At 31.2% G+C, this 19416-nt stretch carries 17 protein-coding genes; 5 read left to right on the top strand and 12 right to left on the bottom strand.

What is annotated here, in order from left to right:
- The first annotated feature begins 23 nt into the window (after positions 1-23).
- Both Z053_RS0110730 and Z053_RS31480 read left to right on the top strand, forming a co-directional pair.
- Positions 24-1955, top strand: coding sequence for a histidine kinase (locus tag Z053_RS0110730; protein WP_025665014.1), 1932 nt, complete (start codon positions 24-26; stop codon positions 1953-1955).
- A 129-nt stretch (positions 1956-2084) separates the two neighbouring features.
- On the top strand, positions 2085-2243 hold the full coding sequence (locus Z053_RS31480) for a class I lanthipeptide (protein WP_160170078.1): 159 nt from the start codon (positions 2085-2087) through the stop codon (positions 2241-2243).
- Between the two features lie 104 nt (positions 2244-2347).
- Here the strand turns inward: Z053_RS31480 and Z053_RS0110720 are convergent, their stop codons facing one another.
- From Z053_RS0110720 to Z053_RS0110710, 3 genes are read right to left on the bottom strand one after another with little or no spacing between them, the layout of a single operon-like run.
- Positions 2348-2605, bottom strand: coding sequence for a hypothetical protein (locus Z053_RS0110720; protein WP_025665013.1), 258 nt, complete (start codon positions 2603-2605; stop codon positions 2348-2350).
- Between the two features lie 16 nt (positions 2606-2621).
- Positions 2622-2900 carry a DUF1360 domain-containing protein gene (locus tag Z053_RS0110715; RefSeq protein WP_025665012.1) on the bottom strand — a complete coding sequence of 93 codons (279 nt, stop codon included), beginning with the start codon at positions 2898-2900 and terminating at the stop codon, positions 2622-2624.
- A 3-nt stretch (positions 2901-2903) separates the two neighbouring features.
- Positions 2904-5207: a hypothetical protein gene (locus Z053_RS0110710; protein ID WP_025665011.1), complete on the bottom strand. Its 2304-nt coding sequence runs from the start codon at positions 5205-5207 to the stop codon at positions 2904-2906.
- 621 nt (positions 5208-5828) lie between these two features.
- Between Z053_RS0110710 and Z053_RS0110705 the strand changes: the two genes are divergently transcribed.
- From Z053_RS0110705 to Z053_RS0110690, 3 genes are all read left to right on the top strand, one after another.
- Complete coding sequence (locus Z053_RS0110705; RefSeq protein WP_025665010.1) at positions 5829-6773, top strand: tryptophan 2,3-dioxygenase family protein; 945 nt, start codon at positions 5829-5831, stop codon at positions 6771-6773.
- A gap of 553 nt (positions 6774-7326) precedes the next feature.
- Positions 7327-8193 carry a zinc-dependent peptidase gene (locus Z053_RS0110695; RefSeq protein WP_025665009.1) on the top strand — a complete coding sequence of 289 codons (867 nt, stop codon included), beginning with the start codon at positions 7327-7329 and terminating at the stop codon, positions 8191-8193.
- 69 nt (positions 8194-8262) lie between these two features.
- Positions 8263-8964 carry a Bax inhibitor-1/YccA family protein gene (locus tag Z053_RS0110690; RefSeq protein ID WP_025665008.1) on the top strand — a complete coding sequence of 234 codons (702 nt, stop codon included), beginning with the start codon at positions 8263-8265 and terminating at the stop codon, positions 8962-8964.
- Between the two features lie 51 nt (positions 8965-9015).
- Here the strand turns inward: Z053_RS0110690 and Z053_RS0110685 are convergent, their stop codons facing one another.
- The 9 genes from Z053_RS0110685 to Z053_RS0110645 all read right to left on the bottom strand — a co-directional run bounded on the left by Z053_RS0110685 (position 9016) and on the right by Z053_RS0110645 (position 19229).
- Positions 9016-9981, bottom strand: coding sequence for a YpdA family putative bacillithiol disulfide reductase (locus Z053_RS0110685; protein WP_025665007.1), 966 nt, complete (start codon positions 9979-9981; stop codon positions 9016-9018).
- 147 nt (positions 9982-10128) lie between these two features.
- Positions 10129-11898, bottom strand: coding sequence for an FG-GAP-like repeat-containing protein (locus Z053_RS0110680; protein ID WP_160170077.1), 1770 nt, complete (start codon positions 11896-11898; stop codon positions 10129-10131).
- A gap of 121 nt (positions 11899-12019) precedes the next feature.
- Complete coding sequence (locus Z053_RS0110675; protein WP_025665005.1) at positions 12020-13150, bottom strand: helix-turn-helix domain-containing protein; 1131 nt, start codon at positions 13148-13150, stop codon at positions 12020-12022.
- Between the two features lie 10 nt (positions 13151-13160).
- Entirely contained in the window at positions 13161-13823 is a 663-nt protein-coding gene (gene rpe, locus Z053_RS0110670) for a ribulose-phosphate 3-epimerase (RefSeq protein ID WP_025665004.1), read from the bottom strand.
- 270 nt (positions 13824-14093) lie between these two features.
- Entirely contained in the window at positions 14094-14501 is a 408-nt protein-coding gene (locus Z053_RS30050; RefSeq protein ID WP_025665003.1) for a BLUF domain-containing protein, read from the bottom strand.
- 250 nt (positions 14502-14751) lie between these two features.
- Complete coding sequence (locus Z053_RS0110660; protein ID WP_024772554.1) at positions 14752-15615, bottom strand: sigma-70 family RNA polymerase sigma factor; 864 nt, start codon at positions 15613-15615, stop codon at positions 14752-14754.
- Between the two features lie 258 nt (positions 15616-15873).
- On the bottom strand, positions 15874-17355 hold the full coding sequence (locus Z053_RS0110655) for a hypothetical protein (RefSeq protein ID WP_025665002.1): 1482 nt from the start codon (positions 17353-17355) through the stop codon (positions 15874-15876).
- Entirely contained in the window at positions 17348-17902 is a 555-nt protein-coding gene (locus tag Z053_RS0110650; protein WP_025665001.1) for an RNA polymerase sigma factor, read from the bottom strand. Before Z053_RS0110650 ends, Z053_RS0110655 begins: the two co-directional genes overlap by 8 nt.
- Positions 17903-18170: 268 nt before the next feature.
- On the bottom strand, positions 18171-19229 hold the full coding sequence (locus Z053_RS0110645) for a hypothetical protein (protein WP_025665000.1): 1059 nt from the start codon (positions 19227-19229) through the stop codon (positions 18171-18173).
- Positions 19230-19416 lie beyond the last annotated feature (187 nt).

The raw sequence follows: 19416 nt of genomic DNA, 5'->3' as shown, positions 1-19416 counted from the left end.
AAATAAACCTTTATTAGAAATAAATGATTTCAAATTTAGAATCAAAAAAGATAGGTATAATATTTATATTAAGCTTAATCAGCTTTTCATTCAATATATATGCTCAAAAAGAATATTCTTATAAAGAAATTTCTGAATATAAAATAAAACCGTTGAATGGAGAAAATTTGATCACTTTCAAAAAGATTCTTTTGGATAACGAACTAACATATGGATGGACTAAATACAATGCGTATTACAGTTATTATATGTTGAAAGAACAAAAACGTGATTCTGCCATCTTTTATGCTAACAAAGCTATTGCTACCTATGAAACAGCAAAAGATAAGTACCCTAAAGAAGAAGCTAATCTCATTAACGCATATTTTGCAAAAGGAAGATCATATGCAGAGAATAAGGATTACCAAAATTCTACAATTGCTCTACTTAAGTGTTTAGAAATTGAAAAAAGATATCCTTCAAAAGCAAGAGGTTATCTTTTTACCGGAATAGCAAATAATCATTTAGCGATAGGAAATGATAGTTTAGCACTAAATTTTTATAAAAAAGCATTAAAAGATTCATTTTATGTTTCTACTCCGAGATCTTTAATCACAGCGCTTACCAGGGTTGGTGCACTATATGATTATGATTTTTTAAATAAAATTGATTCGGCCAAATATTATACTCATAAAGCAATTAAACGCTCTTTAGCATTAGATTATAAAAACAACCTCTCTACTTTATACGGAAATTTAGGAAGTCTTTATAAACGAGAAAATAAAATAGATTCTACTATTATATATTACACTAAAGCACATGAAATCCTAAAAGAACATAAACCAATTACTAAAGAAGGGGCATTAAAAACATCTCTTTATGATATCGCAAATTATAGTTACGTAAAAATTCATTCAGGTAAACTTGATGAGGCTATTATGGATTTACAAAGCGTTTTAGATAGCTTAGGTAAGTTCACCGAATATAATAAAGATGATAAAGGGCTTTTTCTTTCGGTATATGAAAACATGACTCTCGCTTATCAAAATAAAGGGAATTATATTAAATCTAATGCAGTCCTGAAAGAGAAAGAAGAATTCTTAAACCAGTTTCATAAACAGCAATTAAAGCAAGAATTAGAAAAACTACAAGTTAAGTATGAAACCAAAAAAAGGAAATCTGAAATTCAACGTTTGAAAACACTTACGGCTGACCAAAAGACAATTCAAAAGCAGCGAAATATTATATTCTATAGTATTATTGCGTTAATGCTAATTTTCTTGATTGGTGTCATCTTTTATTTTTATCAAAAGAAACTCAATGATAAATTTAAAAAAGTAGTTCTGCAACAACAATTATTAAGAACACAAATGAACCCTCATTTTATTTTTAATGCTCTTAATAAGATTATTGTATTAAATGAAGAACAACCTAATAAGGTGCAGAATTATGTTTTAGGGTTGTCTAAACTAATAAGACTTACGCTTGAAAATTCTAGAGAAGAATATGTCCCTTTAGAAAAAGAAGTAGGAGCATTAGAGAATTATTTGATATTACAGTCTAATTTCTCAACAAGTTTCACGTATACTATTGAAATGGATCCTGAAATAGAATTAGAATTTTACCATATTCCTCCAATGATAATACAGCCATTTGTAGAGAATGCAATTATTCATGGAATCGCAGAAAAAAAAGAAAAAGGAATCGTAAAAGTAATATTTGAAACGAATACAGAAAACACAATAATTTGTAATGTGATCGACAATGGAATTGGGTATTCTCATCAATTTAATAAGAATATTTCTAGACCAAAGGATCATACTTCGTTATCAGAAAAAATTGTACGAGAACGATTGGCCATTTATAATAAAAAACTCAAATCCGATGCTTCTTTAGAAATTAAGGATTTAAAAAACGAAACTAATGATCGCATAGGTTCTGTTGTAAGAATAGTACTTCCTTTTTATAGTATTTAGATGCTTTCACATGTTGTTGGTTGACGCTTAGATGAAAAACAGCATCGCTTATGTATTTGTCCTTCGAAAAAAACTTTATTAAAGGTTTCTTTATGATAGTATTATTCTTAAATCTAATATGTAAATATCATGAAGAAACAAAAATTAACATCAAAATTAACATTGTCAAAACAAGTGATCACTAAATTGCAATCTAGTAGCATAAGAGGAGGAGGTACCCAAATTTGTAGTAATACCAATGCAGGATATGGTTGCCCTCAAAGACAAACAAAGTTTTGTGATGCTTAATACCAAATGCATAAAAAATGATGTTATGCATTATTTTTTATAAAACAAAGGGATAATCTTTTTGATTATCCCTTTGTTTTTAAGTACCGACGATTTACGAAACTCTAAATAATACTTTCTAAAAGAGGCTCGGCCATGGCTGCTGATACATCTCTGGTATCAATAGTGATAACATGTCCGTGATATTTAAAATGATATCGAATATGAGTCAATGCGCCTCTATAAAACCATGCAGTATTTCCTGTGTATTTAAATTTAGTATTTATGTTCTTCAGAATTGGTAAAGAAGATTTTTCTTTTGACCCTTTTTTAGGGTTGAGTGCTCTGGTTAGTTCTAAACGTTTTTGTGAACAACACGACATAATTTTCTTTTTTAAATTATTGTTTTGATGTAGCTTGTTCTAACAAACAAGCAAACCCCGATAATGCAAACCAAAGCAAGAGTATTTGACTCCAACTCTCTCCTTTCCAAATTGCAAAAGGTAAGCTTACCCATATGCTAAGGCAATAAAAACAATCGAATAAGGATCCAAAAAATCCTTGCCCTAACCATTTCCTGATTGTAATTATGATATCGAAGGGGCCGTCTTCGGCACTACATAAATGTGTAATTCTCCAGATGCACAGCCCCTTTAAAATAAATATAAACCAATCCATTGGTTATGGAGTTGGTAAGTTTATACGTTCCATCAAAATACTTCTGTGAGCTTGATACAAGCTACTAAGCCCACTATTATACCCATTAGTAATTCGTTTACGAGCAGTGAGATGAAAAGAAAGACGCGTAAAATATTCATTAGCTTTTATCCATCCTCCTTCTGTTAATGCTGGTTGTATTCCTGCATTGATTAACCCGGCATCCGAAAATTCCTGAAGAGTTCCACTATATCCGACACAGGCATGAGGTTCGTTCCCCGATGCATTTCCCGAAGAAAATATAGTATCTCCAGAAACTGTATCAGATAGAGGTGGGTTAGGCGTATTAACTCGTAACCCAATCATCGGACTAGGGCATCTGCTCATCGTTAGAGCATAAGAATCAACAAAACCATATGGATCATTTGCTCTAAAATTGAAATTGATCTCGGTGTTAAGTTCATAGTCTTCTAAGCGATATAATCCGCAACCTGCATTTACAATTGAAGTATCTGCAAAAGTTAGAGCAGAAAGATCAAAGTTTAATGGTTTGTTATGGATGTATAAAGCAATCATATCTGTAGCATTAGCTACCGGATTGCCATTACCGTCATAACCATCTACACGTACATAGAATGTTCCCGGTTTAGTTTCACCTTGCACCTTATCGTATATACTGGTCCTAAGCTGCATGTATCGCCCAATTTTATCTGGTATCCAATCTATATGATCAACATTCATTTCTCTCTGAATATTCTTGTAGGCTGGTACACTCACAGCGGGACCTCCATCAACTTTTAGTAATTGACTATAAAATGGGCCCACGTCATCCCCGTTATAATTTGGTAAATTACGTTTAGAATATCGAGGATGCTTGTAATTTTGACTAACAAATACCCAAGGAATAGTTCCTGAGCGTTTTATACGAATGGTATACCATTTTATTTTATTTTGCACGGCTGTTTTACTCACATCATACATACAACCGGTCATGTCTATAGTACCTCCCCAGGCAGCACAATCTACTTTGAAACCTGCCAGGCTACTATTTACCGAAATTTTTCCATTTGGCTCTAAGTCATTGTTAAACCCATTACGATGCAATTGAGATGGAAAAAAAGAAGCTGTTGTATTTTGATTTCCACCTATAAAAACATTTCCTAAGCTGCCAATCAAGTTTCCGTTAAAACATGCAGACGAAGGTTGTATTTGTGATTTTGGCAAACAAAGGTTTATTCGTTTCTTGTTTGGAATATTATAATAAGGAGCACTTTCATATAAAATAGTATTAGGAGCAAGGCTAGTAACTTTTACAATTACATCTGGATACGCAACTACATTAATGTTTTCGCCTGGAGCTTGATCACTAGAATCTTCGATCCCAGGGAAACTCATATCGAATGAGAACCTAAAAATATAGTTTCCATTCATATCGGTGATCGTATCACCCAATAATCTTCTGTTCCCTTCTCCTGTATATGCATCTCCTGCTAGTTCTGCGGCTGTACGGTCGTATTCCTCAAAAGTTAATGTAATATTATTTGCTGGTTCTGTATTACATCTAAAATATAACCCCTCAATGGCTTTTACCAATCTTAGATCTTTTGCTCTTGAAGTATCAACCAGAGAAACTTCTCGTTTTCTAGAACTGATAAGCTTGTAGTTTGTAGCAGCAAATTCAGAAGCTTTTTCTTTTGCTTTTTTCTTAGTTATCAAATCAGGATTCTCTAACCTTTGATATAGTAATTCTGTTTTTGGTTTCGTAGCCTCTCCTTTTAAATCGATTACCATAGGTTTAAAAGGAGCAGGGTCTGGTGGAAATGGACCTATGTCTTCTGGGATCCTCTCTGGGTATATTTTTTCTATATACTTTTTGATTTTATTATTCTTTAGTGCCTCGAGTAAACCAACATAGGTGTCAATTACAAAAGGCCCTCTCCAACATGGGTTAAATAAGCATCTTCCGCTATACATGGAAACATGACCATAAATAAGAAAATCATTAATGTTTACGGGTGTAGAACATTCGAGTACCAAGTCGTTAAAGTCTGAATCACCTCCAGCATCATTAGATAGAATTTCGAAAGAGTGATTGCCTCCGATGGTTTTTGGAAATTTAATTTTGGTATCAGATTGTTGATATCCTCCTCCTGGATCGTTTTGTATGGCAATTGCCCATTGATCACCTGTTACATTAACGGTAGTTCCTACAGTTCCCGAGTGAGTTCCGTTTCCGGTATCCGCTCCGATGACGATAAATCTTTGAGGATAAGAAGCAGATTTTGCTTTTACCTTAACATTCCAATCCCCTTGCATTGAAATAATCATAATATACTTTTTTTAGTTAATATGGATTAATGAAGATTATAAAAATAAAATAGAAAACAATGAGTGTCAAGGTGTGTAAAACCCTTAAAGTAAGGTGTTTAGACTGTGTTTTTTTAGTGTTAATACCCCGGCTTTAATGAGTGGTAAAACGGTAAAATTATGTGTTGAGATTTTTGTCTATATAGTAAAAAAGTGCTGCTTCATAAAAAGTAGCATTAATATTTATTAATAACTTTGTAGCGAGTTATTGATCACTTTATTACCTTTGATTGTTTCCCAGAAAATGATTATTGTTATCAATAAAATGAGTGTAGTTTCCTGAAACCTGTTTTTTATAAAAGGGATGGATTCATAAAAAATACGATACAATGAGTAAGGCTAAAAATTCTATTTTCAATCGGTCTACCTACCTATTACTTAATGTTGCAAATTACATTAATATAAAATCTCCTTTTTCATAATAATTTTAACTTGATTACTAATGTATTACCTGCTATTTGAGTTTTTTCATAACAATACTCATTTGGCATAATTATCTTATCTCGAATGATTTTGTTAAGCATAGTAAAAACAGAGTTATATCGAGGTCGTATTTAAATCCGTATTAAACAGATCAACATTATGAATAGAGAAGAACTATTAAAAGCTATAGACAATAAGTATAAAGCAATGGGGCAGGATCCCGATGTACATCTATCTGGTCTATTGCATGCAGAACCTATGAAGTATTGGGATTTTATTCAGGTAGATGCCTTATTAGGACTACAAACTCAACGAACACAATTACCAGATGAGATGGTGTTTATCATGTATCATCAAATTAATGAATTATTGTTTAAAATGATCCTTTGGGAAATGAGTCAAATTTCTCATACAGAAAATATAGAACCTAAAAAATTCGAAATGCACCTTATGCGTGTGAGTAGATATTTCGATATGCTTTCGAATTCATTTGATATTATGGGCGAGGGGATGGAGATTGATCAATATATGAAGTTTAGAGATACGCTAACACCTGCAAGCGGATTTCAATCTGCACAATATCGTAAAATAGAGATTGCTTCTACAGAACTCATTAATCTAATCGATTTTAGATTCAGGAAAACTATAGATAGAAATACTCCTTATGAGTATGCTTTTGATAATATGTACTGGCAGGCAGCAGGCACGGACCATAAAACTGGTAAGAAGAGTAAATTGATGATCAATTTTGAAACGAAGTATAAAAAAGAACTGATCGAATGGATGAAAGAATATAATACAGTTAATTTATGGACAAAATTTAAAGAGCTTCCTAAAGAATATCAGAAAAATACCGAGTTGATTAATGCTATGCGCCATTATGATCATACGGTAAACATTAATTGGGTAATGCACCATTATGATGCCGCAGCAAAATATTTGGATCATGGAAAAGAAAATGTAGAAGCAACCGGAGGTAGTGATTGGCATAAATATATGCATCCAAGATATCAAAGACGCATATTTTTCCCAGAATTATGGAGCGAGGAAGAACTAGAAAATTGGGGAATTACCAACCTTAAAGGATATGAGAAAATTTCATAACCTCATTCTACCTATATGTAATTTTGATATAATGTTCAGTTCCTTAAAAACAGAACTTAATTGGCATTAAGTTCTTGCAGTTCCATTTCGGTAGCTTTTAAAAGTTTTTTTAATTTTCTTTTTGTAAATCTACAATTAGAGTTTGATATATCTTCTGTTGTACGATACATTAGGGATTCGCAATATTTAATTCGATTAGCAATGGGGAGCTTTGAGATAACATTTTTGTAAAGTTGATCTAAGTTCCTTAATGAGTCTGGGGGATTCCTCTTAAATGAAAACATTATTGGCTGTAATTTTAGTTGTGTTAGGGGTTGCTGGTTTTAAAAATTAGACACTAACTGCCAAACAGAATCAAATTTCATTCCCAAGTCTACGCTAAATAGTTAAATTTTTGATAAGAGTAAGTATATTGATGTTTAACCATATTTACTATAAAACATAAGAAACTGGTAGTATGTAAAATAGGGTTGAATATGTTAAATTGTTATTTTAATACCATTTTTACTTCTAAAACGTTATTTTTAATAACCTTAACCTACATTATCCTTTTTTGAATCTTTATATAGTATCTTTATTATTGGTTGAAGAAGAACCTTCTAACACATTATTCCAAAACATACTTGGGGTGTTTGTTACTGTTGGTATCGTTTCGATATGTATATATTATGTTTTACGATATTTAGAATCAATTTATGTTAAGTATAAGAAAAAGCCCTATTTCATTCACCTTTATTTTACTCCGAAGAAATTGCCACCGCATTTGCAGGCATTCCTGGATGAGAATGATTTTTATACTAATCTCGATAAAAAAAGAAAACGATTTTTTGCACATAGAACAGTTAGGTTTCTTGAAAACACTCGTTTTGTAGGTAGAGAAGGGTTGGTCATCGATGATTTTATGCGAATGCAAGTAACTATTATGGTTACGCAGCTAACTTTTGGGATGCGCCATTATCTATTAGAATATTTAAACACAATAGTTTTATACCCAACATCATTCTATTCGATTTTAAACAAAACGGAAAACATAGGAGAGTTTAATCCTATATCTAAGGCATTAGCCTTGTCCTGGAAAGATTTTCAGAAAGGAAATTTACATTTGGACAAAGGAAAAAGTTTGGGAGTTCATGAAATAACACATGCTATTCATTATAACTCTATAAAAAACAATAACATTAGTTGTGAAATTTTTTATGACACTTTTTTATTGTTAGAAAAGTATCTGGGGGCCGAAGAAATAAGGAAAAAGATAGTAGATTCTAAGATATTGAGAGACTATGCATATACCGATAAATTCGAGTTTATTGCGGTTCTGGTTGAAGTTTTTATGGAATCGCCCAAGGAGTTAAAAAAACAATTCCCTGAGATATATTATTATGTAGTACAGATGTTTAATTTTAGATATTTTGAGGATTAATTATGATGTCATTCTTAAGAAACGATTATATTTATAACCATAAATAATTTAAATTTATATATACATAATATGGAAGAATTTCAGCAAATACTACCTGTTAGTTCACTCACCGATGAAAAAAGGGTTGCTTTTTATAAAAAGACCTATACCCATCTTGCTATGGCTGTTTTACTTTTTGTAATCGTAGAATGGATATTTTTTCAAATAGAACCTATTGTAAACTTTGCATTTTCTATGACGCAAGGATGGAGATGGCTTGTTATGCTGGGTGGTTTTATGCTGGCAACAAATTATGCAGAAAAAATGGCATTTAAGAATCATAATATCAATCAACAATATTTAGGATTATTACTATATGTTGTAGCAGAAGCTTTTATCTTTATTCCGCTTATTGGAATTGCTATGATGATTGCAGAAAGTGGGGGAGCTAATATTCTTAATCAGGCAGCAATTTTGACGCTATCATTATTTACAGGGCTTTCTGCTGTTGTTTTAATTACCAAAAAAGATTTTTCGTTTTTAAAATCGATACTTGCAATTGGTTTTTTTATTGCAATAGGACTGATTGCAGCGGGATTATTATTTGGATTTAATCTTGGTCTTTGGTTTAGTGTTGGGATGGTAATTCTGGCTTCTGGATCGATTTTATATCAAACCTCTAATATGGTACATAAATATTCTGAAGACCAATATGTAGGAGCATCATTAGGATTATTTGCCTCGTTAATGTTATTGTTTTGGTATATATTAAGTATTCTCTCTAGAGACTAATTAACACTTATTATAAATAGTAAAACCAGACTTAGTCTGGTTTTTTTGTTGCTATTTTCCTTCGATAATTGATTTTAATATTGTTTTGGCATGAATTCTCGAGTTTTCGATAAACCAAACATGAGTGTCCATACCACCACATATTACTCCTGCCAAATAGAGGTTTTTGATATTTGTTTCCATTGTTTTTTCGTTATATTGAGGATATAATTTGGCATCGTTAGAGAGTTGGATTCCTATTTTTTGCAGAAATTCGAAATTTGGTTTATAACCCGTTAGTGCCAATACCCAATCATTTTGAATACTAAATTCTCCCTGCGGTGTTTGGATATCGATTTTTTTGGGTAATATCTCTTTTATAGTAACATTGTAGAAAACTTTGATACTCCCTTCTTCAATACGATTTATGATATCGGGTCTTACCCAATATTTTACACGTTTTCCAATTTCTGGTCCACGAACCAACATTGTTACTTCTGCACCTTTTCTATAACATTCTAAAGCTGCATCTACAGCAGAATTACTCGCACCAATAACAGCTAATTTTTGTTTAGCAAAAAAATGAGGATCTTTATAATAATGAGAAACTTTAGCTAAATTTTCTCCAGGAACACCCATAGTATTAGGAAGGTCATAAAACCCGGTAGCAATGATTACATAAGTAGAAGTATATTGTTCTTTATCGGTTTTGATATGAAAAACACCTTGTTTTTTATGTACTGTACTAACTTTTTCAAACAGATTAATGTTTAGCTGGTTAGAAGTTACAATCCTACGATAATATTCAAGAGCTTCATTGCGTTTTGGTTTGGCTTCATTACTGATAAACGGGATATTATCAATTTCAAGCTTTTCAGATGACGAGAAAAACTGCATATTAAGAGGGTAATTGTATAAAGAATTAGTGATGACCCCTTTTTCAATAATACAATAATCAAGTCCTTTTTTCTTTGCTTCAAGACCACAGGCTATACCAATAGGCCCACCGCCAACAATTATCAAATCTATATGCTTCATTAAAAATCATATTGATAAGGTTCTAATTCTAACTTTTAGAGTGATACCTTATTTTACTCTTGTAAAACTAATGATTTTTGTAATCTCAAAAGTAAAAAAGGTAGGGTTCTGTTACGAACCTCACCTTTTCTAAGTAGTGATTAACTATTATTTAATAACTAATTTTTTCATAACTGTTTTTTTCCCGAGTATAATATTCATAAAATAATTTCCTGGCGATAAAGAAGCAGTGTTTAGTATAATTTCCTGATTGATATTGAAATTAGTTTCCGAAATTTTTAACCCCGATGCATCCATTATTTTAACCGTAATAGGAGTATTTGTTTCTACATTATCAATTTTGACTTTCACTAAGTTTTTAGAAGGGTTTGGATATACGATTACTTTAGGATTGTTGTTGTTTCTCTTTTTTATAGGTGGATCAATTGGTTTTTTTTTACCTTCTTCTATAGTATAAAATTTATTTACTCTTAGTTTGGTATATGTATCGACATTTCCTGATGGCCAATAGATAGTTAATTTATCGATTTTTGGAGCTTTACCCAGTCCAAAATGAACTCGTAAGCTATTATGGCCCATAAATGTATTTGACGCAGAGACTTCTCTTTTTAGCGTTACCAATTTTCCTTTGATTTTGGTCATTAGTTCTAATCGAGTTCCTAGTGCGGCTTTATTTGAAGGATTACCAATAAGTTTAATATTTACAAAATGATTTTTTATTGCTAAATCATTTCTAAAAAGTCCTTTTACGCCTTGGCCAACAACAAAGAAATCTAAATCACCATCATTATCGTAATCTCCAATAGTTGCCCCGGTAGAGTTTCCAGAAGTGGCTGTATTAATAAGATTAGTATTATTTTCTGTAAAAGTTCCATCTCCATTATTAACAAAATACCCACTACCCGTTGTGCTAGAAGCTGTAATGATGACATCTAAATCACCATCATTATCAAAATCTCCCCAGGCATTGGCTAAGTTTTGATTGTTACCAGCCGTAAATGGGGTATTGGTACTTTGATATGCACCAGAATTATTAATATAAAATTTGTTTTCGACTCCAGAATAGTTGGTAAGACAAATATCGAGATCACCATCGTTATCATAATCGATTGCATTATAGCATTGCCCATCTTGTGGATCTTCTGCAAATGAGAGATCGGTATTGGTTAATTTTACAAATCCTTCATTTCCGGTTTCGACTTGTAGGTTTTTAAATAAAAAATCGCGCTTGATTCCTGTAGGACCAGCTGCAGGACCACTGGCGATGAATAGATCTGTATCTCCATCTTCATCATAATCAGTCCAATTAGATACCGTATAGGCTGCTTTTTCTGTAAGAAAATCGTAGGGTTCTGTTACTTCTGTAAACGTACCATCACTATTTCCTCGATATAAACGATTAGGAAATCGATTTGTCCCAAGAAATAAGTCGGCAAAGGTTAAAATAAAATCAACATAGTTATCATTATTATAATCACACCATTGTACACTCCAGGTTGCAGAATTGATTGTGTTTAAAATTGTATTCGTTTCTGTAAATTGGCTATTACCGTCGTTAGCATAAATTCTGGTTTGCAAAGTAGACGGTGCCGTAAACCGTGAATAGATTAGGTCGAGATCTCCATCATTTTCATAGTCTGCCCAGCTACAACTGTTAAGTGATGTGGCAGTAGGGATTGTTGTACTACCATCTGCAATTTTAAAATTTCCATTCCCAAGATTTTTGTAAATGGTTCCGGCATAAAATAGATCTAGATTGCTATCATTATCAATATCTGTCCATCCTGTGCCAAAATAGGTTCCTCGAATAGTCGAATCGGATACTATAGGATTAAGACTGTCTTTGATAAGTGTAAACTTTTGCGCAAAAGCGGTAATCGTAAAACTGTAAAAAATGAATAAAAATAAAGTTCTCATAAGCTCAAGATTTTTAAGAGTTATAAGATTAAAGTTCATTAAAACGGGAAGGGAATAGGTTTAGAATTATAATTTTTAACCTTTTTATACTATTAAGAGAGTATTCAAACTATAACTGGCATTAATTATTCTGAACTTCTAATTTTTTTCTTTTATATTCAGAAGGAGTACAATTGAACTTATTTTTGAAAGCAGTATTAAAAGTAGCTTTGTTATTAAATCCAACATCAAAATAAATCGTTTTAATACTAGCTTCAGAATTTTTTAGAAGTAGTTTTTTAGCTTCTTCTAATCTATATTCGTTTATAAATTGGTTAAAGTTCTTCTTAGATTTTTCGTTTATAAGTTTTGAAAGTATGTGGCTAGAAAAACCGATATTATCTGCTAATTGTACTAGGCGTAAATCATTGTTTAAATATGGTTTATTTGTTCTAATATATGACAATAACATATCGTAAAACTCATCCTTGGTAGACTCGGTTAATTCCTGATGATTTTCTTCTTTCAAAAATAGATTAGATAATAATTCTCCGTTAAAGATAGAAGGTTCTTTATATACCATATAACCAATGCCATAGATAGCTATAGACATTGAGAAAGAAATTGCATAATCCCAATGTATGTTGAAAAAAGAGAATTTAACCAATACATAATAACTTATATAGGCGATAATAAAGACTAAGAATAAATTGATAAGGAAAGTAGACCATTTTTTTCTGATCATTTCGTATTGAGACTTTTTATCGCTTTTATGAAAGGTGATAAAATCTTTTATGATGATTATATAAATTATTAGTGATAAAGCTACCAGCCAGGGAGAGCGAATCGACCAAAAGAGATAAAAAAGAAAATCACCTTTATAATCTTTAACGTTTTGAAAACCTTCTGATGCAATAAGATAGTATCCGTTAATAATAAATGATAAGATTGCTGGTGCAAAGTGGTACCATCGTATTTTGAAGTTTTTACTGTAAAATCTTGTAATATATACATACAGCAGAGGTCCAAACGCGAGATACCAGCTAGAGTCAAAAAAATAAAAATAAGGATATACAGACCCGTAATTAGTCCAGAAAAATACGTATTGCAGTAGAATAAAAGAAAAACCTAAGATAAGTAAAACAACAGGAAGGTTATTTATCCTTCCTGTTTTACGAATACTTAAAATAATACTTAAGAAGAACCCTAGTGAGCTTACGATTAGGAAAATTGATGTCCAGGTATCAAAAGACGGAATAGGATTCTGTTCCATTTTGTGTAGACTAAGTGTTTATAATCTCTTTTAATTCTTTAATGGTTTGGTTAGGATTAGTACTTTTAAAAACAAAACTTCCGGCAACTAATACGTCTGCTCCGGCATCTATAAGTTGTTTTGCGTTTTTATTGGTTACTCCTCCATCAATCTCAATTAATGTGCTTGCATTATTTCGTACAATAATTTCACGAAGTTGTTTTACCTTTTTATAAGTATTTTCGATAAATGATTGACCACCAAATCCAGGATTTACGCTCATTATGCATACCAGGTCGATATCATTAATAACATCTTCTAGTAAACTTACATTGGTATGTGGGTTTATAGCAACGCCCGCTTTCATTCCTTCTGCTTTAATAGCTTGCAATGTTCTGTGTAGATGTGTACAAGCTTCATAATGTACAGTAAGAATATTACTTCCCAGATCAGCAAAAGTTTTAATATATCGATCTGGATCAACAATCATAAGGTGTACATCAATTGTCTTGGTAGCATGTTTTACGATATCTCGCAAAACAGGCATCCCAAAAGAAATGTTGGGAACAAAAACACCGTCCATAATATCTATATGAAACCAATCTGCGTCACTTTTGTTAATCATTTCTACATCGCGTTGCAAATTAGCAAAATCTGCAGCTAATACTGAAGGGGCTATACGTTTTGAAGCCATAAATCTATGTTGTTTCCCGCAAAAGTACTATTTAATATATTTATCCTTCGAATTTACTATAATAAAAATCTTCTTTTTTCGCTACTGTTTCAAGAAAAGAAAAAACGGTAGCTCCTCGTATACTTGATATCTAGTCTTGCTAAGCATAAACTTTTATTGTTTAATAGTGCAAAAACAGGAATTCTCTTTTTTTAATAAATTTAGATGATAAATGATGTAGGTTGTGTAATTAGAGCAAGCTCTATTTTGAAAGCTTATGATAGTCTGTAGTTAATTGAATTTCATGAATTTTTGAGCTAGATATGAAATACTTTTGTAATGTTCTGGATTATGTTCTTCTTCTTTTTTTAAGAATTGATGTAACTCACTTTGATTGTAATGATCAGATATTACTGTAAATGAAGAACGAGATTCTGAGAAGGAAGAGCTTATGATTTCTTTATCCAGCATCTTAATGATATTATAGTGTCGATGATCTTTTCTTATCTTTTCGAACATCATTTTAACGGTTTGTTCTTCACCTTCTAGAATTTGAAAAAAATTTCCTTCAGAATATATCAATATCCCCATAAGACCAATTGCATTATTATTAAGCCTAACATGATCCATAAGCTCTGTCATATCAGAATTTGATATGTTTGGATTTACGGTGCTAACATAACTTATTATATATCTCATGATGAATAATATATTAAGAGGGGGGTAGCTACTTAAATATACGAATTTTGAGATACTTTTACTAGAATATTGGGGGTTCTGTTAGGGAAAATTGTAATATTTATGTGTAAAAATGTTTTTTTTATGGGTTCCCGTAAAGTTTTTACGGATTACCGTAAGAAAAAACCTCCGGTAATCAGCCGGAGGTCATTCATCAATCAAAAAACGAACAGTTATGTTATAAAACTGTTTGTAACCGCAATTTAGGAATTTATCCTAAATAAGTCTTTAATATTTTACTTCTAGATGTATGTTTTAATCTTCGAATTGCTTTTTCTTTGATTTGACGTACACGTTCACGTGTAAGATCAAAAGTTTCTCCAATTTCTTCAAGAGTCATTGGGTGTTGATCTCCAAGACCAAAATATAATCGTATTACATCTGCTTCTCTAGGAGTAAGTGTTTCTAGAGCACGCTCTATTTCTGTACGAAGAGACTCGTGTAATAGTGTCCTATCAGGATTTGGTGACTCTCCAGAATTTAATACATCATAAAGATTAGAATCTTCTCCTTCAACAAGGGGAGCATCCATACTTACATGGCGTCCAGAATTCTTCATCGATTCTTTAACATCGTTGATGGTCATATCTAATTCTTTTGCAATTTCTTCGGCACTTGGTGGGCGCTCATGTGATTGCTCTAAGAATGCATATGTTTTATTGATCTTATTGATCGAACCAATTTTGTTTAATGGTAAACGAACAATACGAGATTGTTCTGCCAACGCCTGTAGAATAGATTGACGAATCCACCATACAGCATAAGATATAAACTTAAATCCACGGGTTTCATCAAAACGTTTTGCAGCTTTAATTAGTCCAAGGTTACCTTCATTAATTAAATCGGGAAGAGTAAGTCCTTGATTTTGATATTGTTTTGCAACCGAAACTACGAATCTAAGGTTAGCCTTTGTTAGTTTTTCAAGAGCTCTCTCATCACCAGCTTTTATACGCTGAGCTAATTCCACCTCTTCATCTGCAGTAATAAGGTCTACTTTTCCTATCTCTTGCAAATACTTATCTAGCGATGCAGTCTCACGATTTGTTACCTGCTTCGTAATTTTAAGTTGTCTCATCTATAGTTCTCCTTGAAATTTAATTTTGTGAATATTTAGGGCCTTTTATCTATTATACGTAATATGTTATAGAAATGTTACAAAAAGATTGTTTTTTTATGAGAGATATTCTTTTATTTTATTTGTTATCTATTGATAACAGGGGTTTTGAGGCGGTTTGATTATTTTTTATAAAATTCGTTGTTTTTAAAAAAAAGACTCAAAAAACAACGAATTTTATGAAGAGTGTAGAAAACAATGTGGTAGTATTAATATGGTTTAAAACTCATAAGAAACCCCTGTCTGAATTGTAAAGTATAAAGGTCGATAACTTTCAGAATTTTGACTTGCATTTTTTAATTGATACTTCAGTAAAGGCTCAACATTGAAAAATATTTTTTTAGATAGCTTATATCGAAGATTTGCGCCAATATTAATACTGAAATTTGTTTTCAGAATATTAGTATTGCTCCCTAATTTAAAATTATTAGAAGTAGTATGTATTTTAATATTGTTTTCATCAAGAAATAGAAAACCTAATTCTCCTATTAGCGCAGTGCTAATTTGATTATCTAAGATTTGATATTGTAATCCAAATAAAACCTCATTATAAATAGTCTTTTGTATTAGGTCTATCTTTTCAGAATTTTCTATAGTATTATTTGCAGGTAAAATTATTCCCAAATCATTAAGTATAATAGGTAATTGATCGGTTGGAACATTGTTTATTTTGTTACTTAATTTTAATCGATTATATCCAACCCTTAGTGCTATTTTTTCTGTGTAGTATGTCTTAAAAAGAACACCATAACTTAAGCTTATTCTGCCACGATTTGTGTTTTTTGCAAGATGGTTGCTTATCAAAGATCCATTAGGAGCTATTGTATATGTTGGGGTAACATGTACTCCGATACTAAATTTTTGAAATGGCTTTTTCTTTATAGGAGTCATATATACTAATGTATCCTTGTTTTTACGATTATTGATGGATGTATTCTTTTTGGATGCTATTAGAGTTGTTAGGGAATCATCTTTATTTTCTTTAAACTTTTCGTTTTTAGACGCTCTGTTGCGACTATTGTTTAAAATTTTATCCGATTTATTTCTTATTTGGTTTGTAATGGAAGTTGAGGATATTGATGTCTTTTTATTTGTAGGATTAGTTTTTGCATTAGAATTAGTAGAGTTTTGGGTGTTTTTTATTTCTTCGACACCTTTGTTCATAACATTTTTTACCCGGGGTGCTTGTTTACTAGTTCTATGAGTAGAAAGAGGCATTTTTCTGGTTATTATAAAACTAGAATTCGAAACATTTTTATTTGATGACAAACCAATACCATTATTAGTTTTACTATCTAATATAGACCAATTATTATTTGTTGTACTGTTGTAGATGTCATTGATATCAGATTTTGATTTGGGTGATACCAATACCGTCGTAATAATTTCATTACTGGGTAATTGCAGTTTGCTGTTTTTTGGATCTATTTCGTCACAGTTTTCTAGAGTTGCTGGTATTTTTATAGTAGTATTAGTTGAGTTTTCTGTGATGATATTACTATTATACGTATCGGCTGCAAAAAGCATTAATAATAAGAGAAATATAAGTACACCTACTACTTTTGCCCAATAAGAAAGCTTATCATCTTCTTTTTTGGGTAACTTAGGTTCAATATCTTCCCAGGATAAATTACTAGGTGATTGATCAAAGCCTTTAAGTTTTTCTTTAAAAGCTTTTCCTATGTCTTTTGGGTCAGCCATTACTTATTGCAATTTTTTTTAAACAATTGTTATTAGATGTTATTTTGGTTTTCAATATAACTTTTGCTCTATGCAGGTTCGATTTTGAAGTTCCTTCAGAAATATGTAACATTTTGGCTATTTCCTTATGAGAATACTCATCGAGTTCATATAAGTTAAAGACCAATCTATATCTATCTGGTAATTCTTGTATGTATTTTAGTAATTCATCTAATGAAAGGTTTAGTGTTTCAGAATCAATTTCAGTATCTGCGATGTTCTCTTTGTTTATGTTTATATCAGTAAAAGGAGTTTTTTTATACTTGTCGATAGCTTTATTAATCGTTATTCTTTTCATCCACCCTTCAAAAGAACCCTTAAAATTATATTGATTTATCTTTTTAAAAATTGTAATAAAAGAGTCTTGTAAATTATCTTCTGCTTCATTGTAATTTTTGCAATACTTAAGACTCAAAGCAAAAAGTGTGTCCCTGTAAAGGTGAAACAATTCACTTTGCGCTTTCCGATTGTTTTTTTGGCACTTCTTAATTAACTTCCTTGTGTCCAATTGGTTTTAAGCTTAACAAAGACTATGTACTGAAATCTGAAATGTTTTTTCTAAACAAAAAAGAATTCGATTTTTGTCTTCAATTTTCATTATGCGATACTTAAAATAACACATAAATTATTACTAGTTTACTCTTTTAGACTGAATTGTTTTAAATGGTTGCGTAAAAGGGATGAAAAAAAATAAAATTAATAGCAAGAACATGTTTTTATGGCATATAAATAAAGCAATCTTTCCTTTTTTTAGGAAAGATTGCTAAAAATAATAATTAACTCTCATCATTATTATTGCAGGCTTCAGCAAATAAAACTATTCTAATTATTTTGGATTCGTTTGTATTTGTGTTTTTGACTCTAACAAAAACTAATTGGGGGTTAGTTGTGTTTAGATAAGCAGATGAATCTAATATATTTATTTCTTGTTCTGCATATTCATAGGTTTGATAAAATGATAATGTTAATAAAGAAGTATCTACATTTTCCTGAAAAGAAAGAATGCAGTCTTTGTAATCATTAAAAACAAAATTGGCGGTATCTTCGAAATTTTTCAATTCACATTCTTTAAATTCTACATAATCACATGAGTTTTCGACATTGCATTGTCTTTTGATGATGTATGTATCGGTTTCATTAGATATTTCAACAGTTTCATCATCTATTATCAAGGTTTTCCAATCAAAATTCCAATCTTTGGCTGTTTTAGAATCTCCTTCAAGATGGATATTAATATGTAATTTGCCTTCAAGGAAAAAGGATACCCACGAGGTTCTATGCGCATTACCTTTATCATAAAAAATACCGGTTCCGTCATCATAAAAATCTAATAGTGTATCATTATAGTTTTGGTTATTGGTTAAAGAAGTGATTTTCCAGACGCAATTTTTCTCTAATATTCTATTACAATAGATAATAATCTCTGATTCGATACAAGCTTCGATTGTTTTTTTTAATTCGGTATTGTCCTGTATGCTAAACGAACTACCATCTTCTAGAATGGTAGTTATAGGATAACTTAGGCCTATTGCGTCATTGCTTTCTTCTGATTCTTCCAAAAGTCCTACAAAATCAATATTATTATAGACTATTCTGCTATCTACAATTTCAGAATCTTCATTAAAAAGATATATATTAAAAGGGTAAACAAAAGTGATACAGATCGGTTCATCATCTTCATTCTTATTTTTAGAAATATTTTTTAAAGAGTCAAAAAGCTCTGAATCTGTTTCTATTTTTTGAATATTATCCGGAAATAAGTCAAAGGATTCATTATGGCAGGAAACCATAGAAATTAGTAGGGTGCTAAGTAGTAGGGTTTTAAATGTTGTCATGATTACATTATTTAAAGTCTTTGTCTAATAGACTAGTAGTCTTTAAATGGTTGCGTAACATTAACTAATTTATCCCAATGTAATAATAAAGGAAGATGTTGGAGAGAGGTGTACTAAGGGTTTGGATAGGTATCTGAATGAAATAAAAAACGCCTTCAAAATTCTTGAAGGCGTTTTTAAATAGTAT

Source organism: Aquimarina megaterium XH134, from assembly GCF_000520975.1.
Lineage (GTDB): Bacteria > Bacteroidota > Bacteroidia > Flavobacteriales > Flavobacteriaceae > Aquimarina > Aquimarina megaterium.
This window is presented reverse-complemented; position numbering and strand designations above follow the sequence as displayed.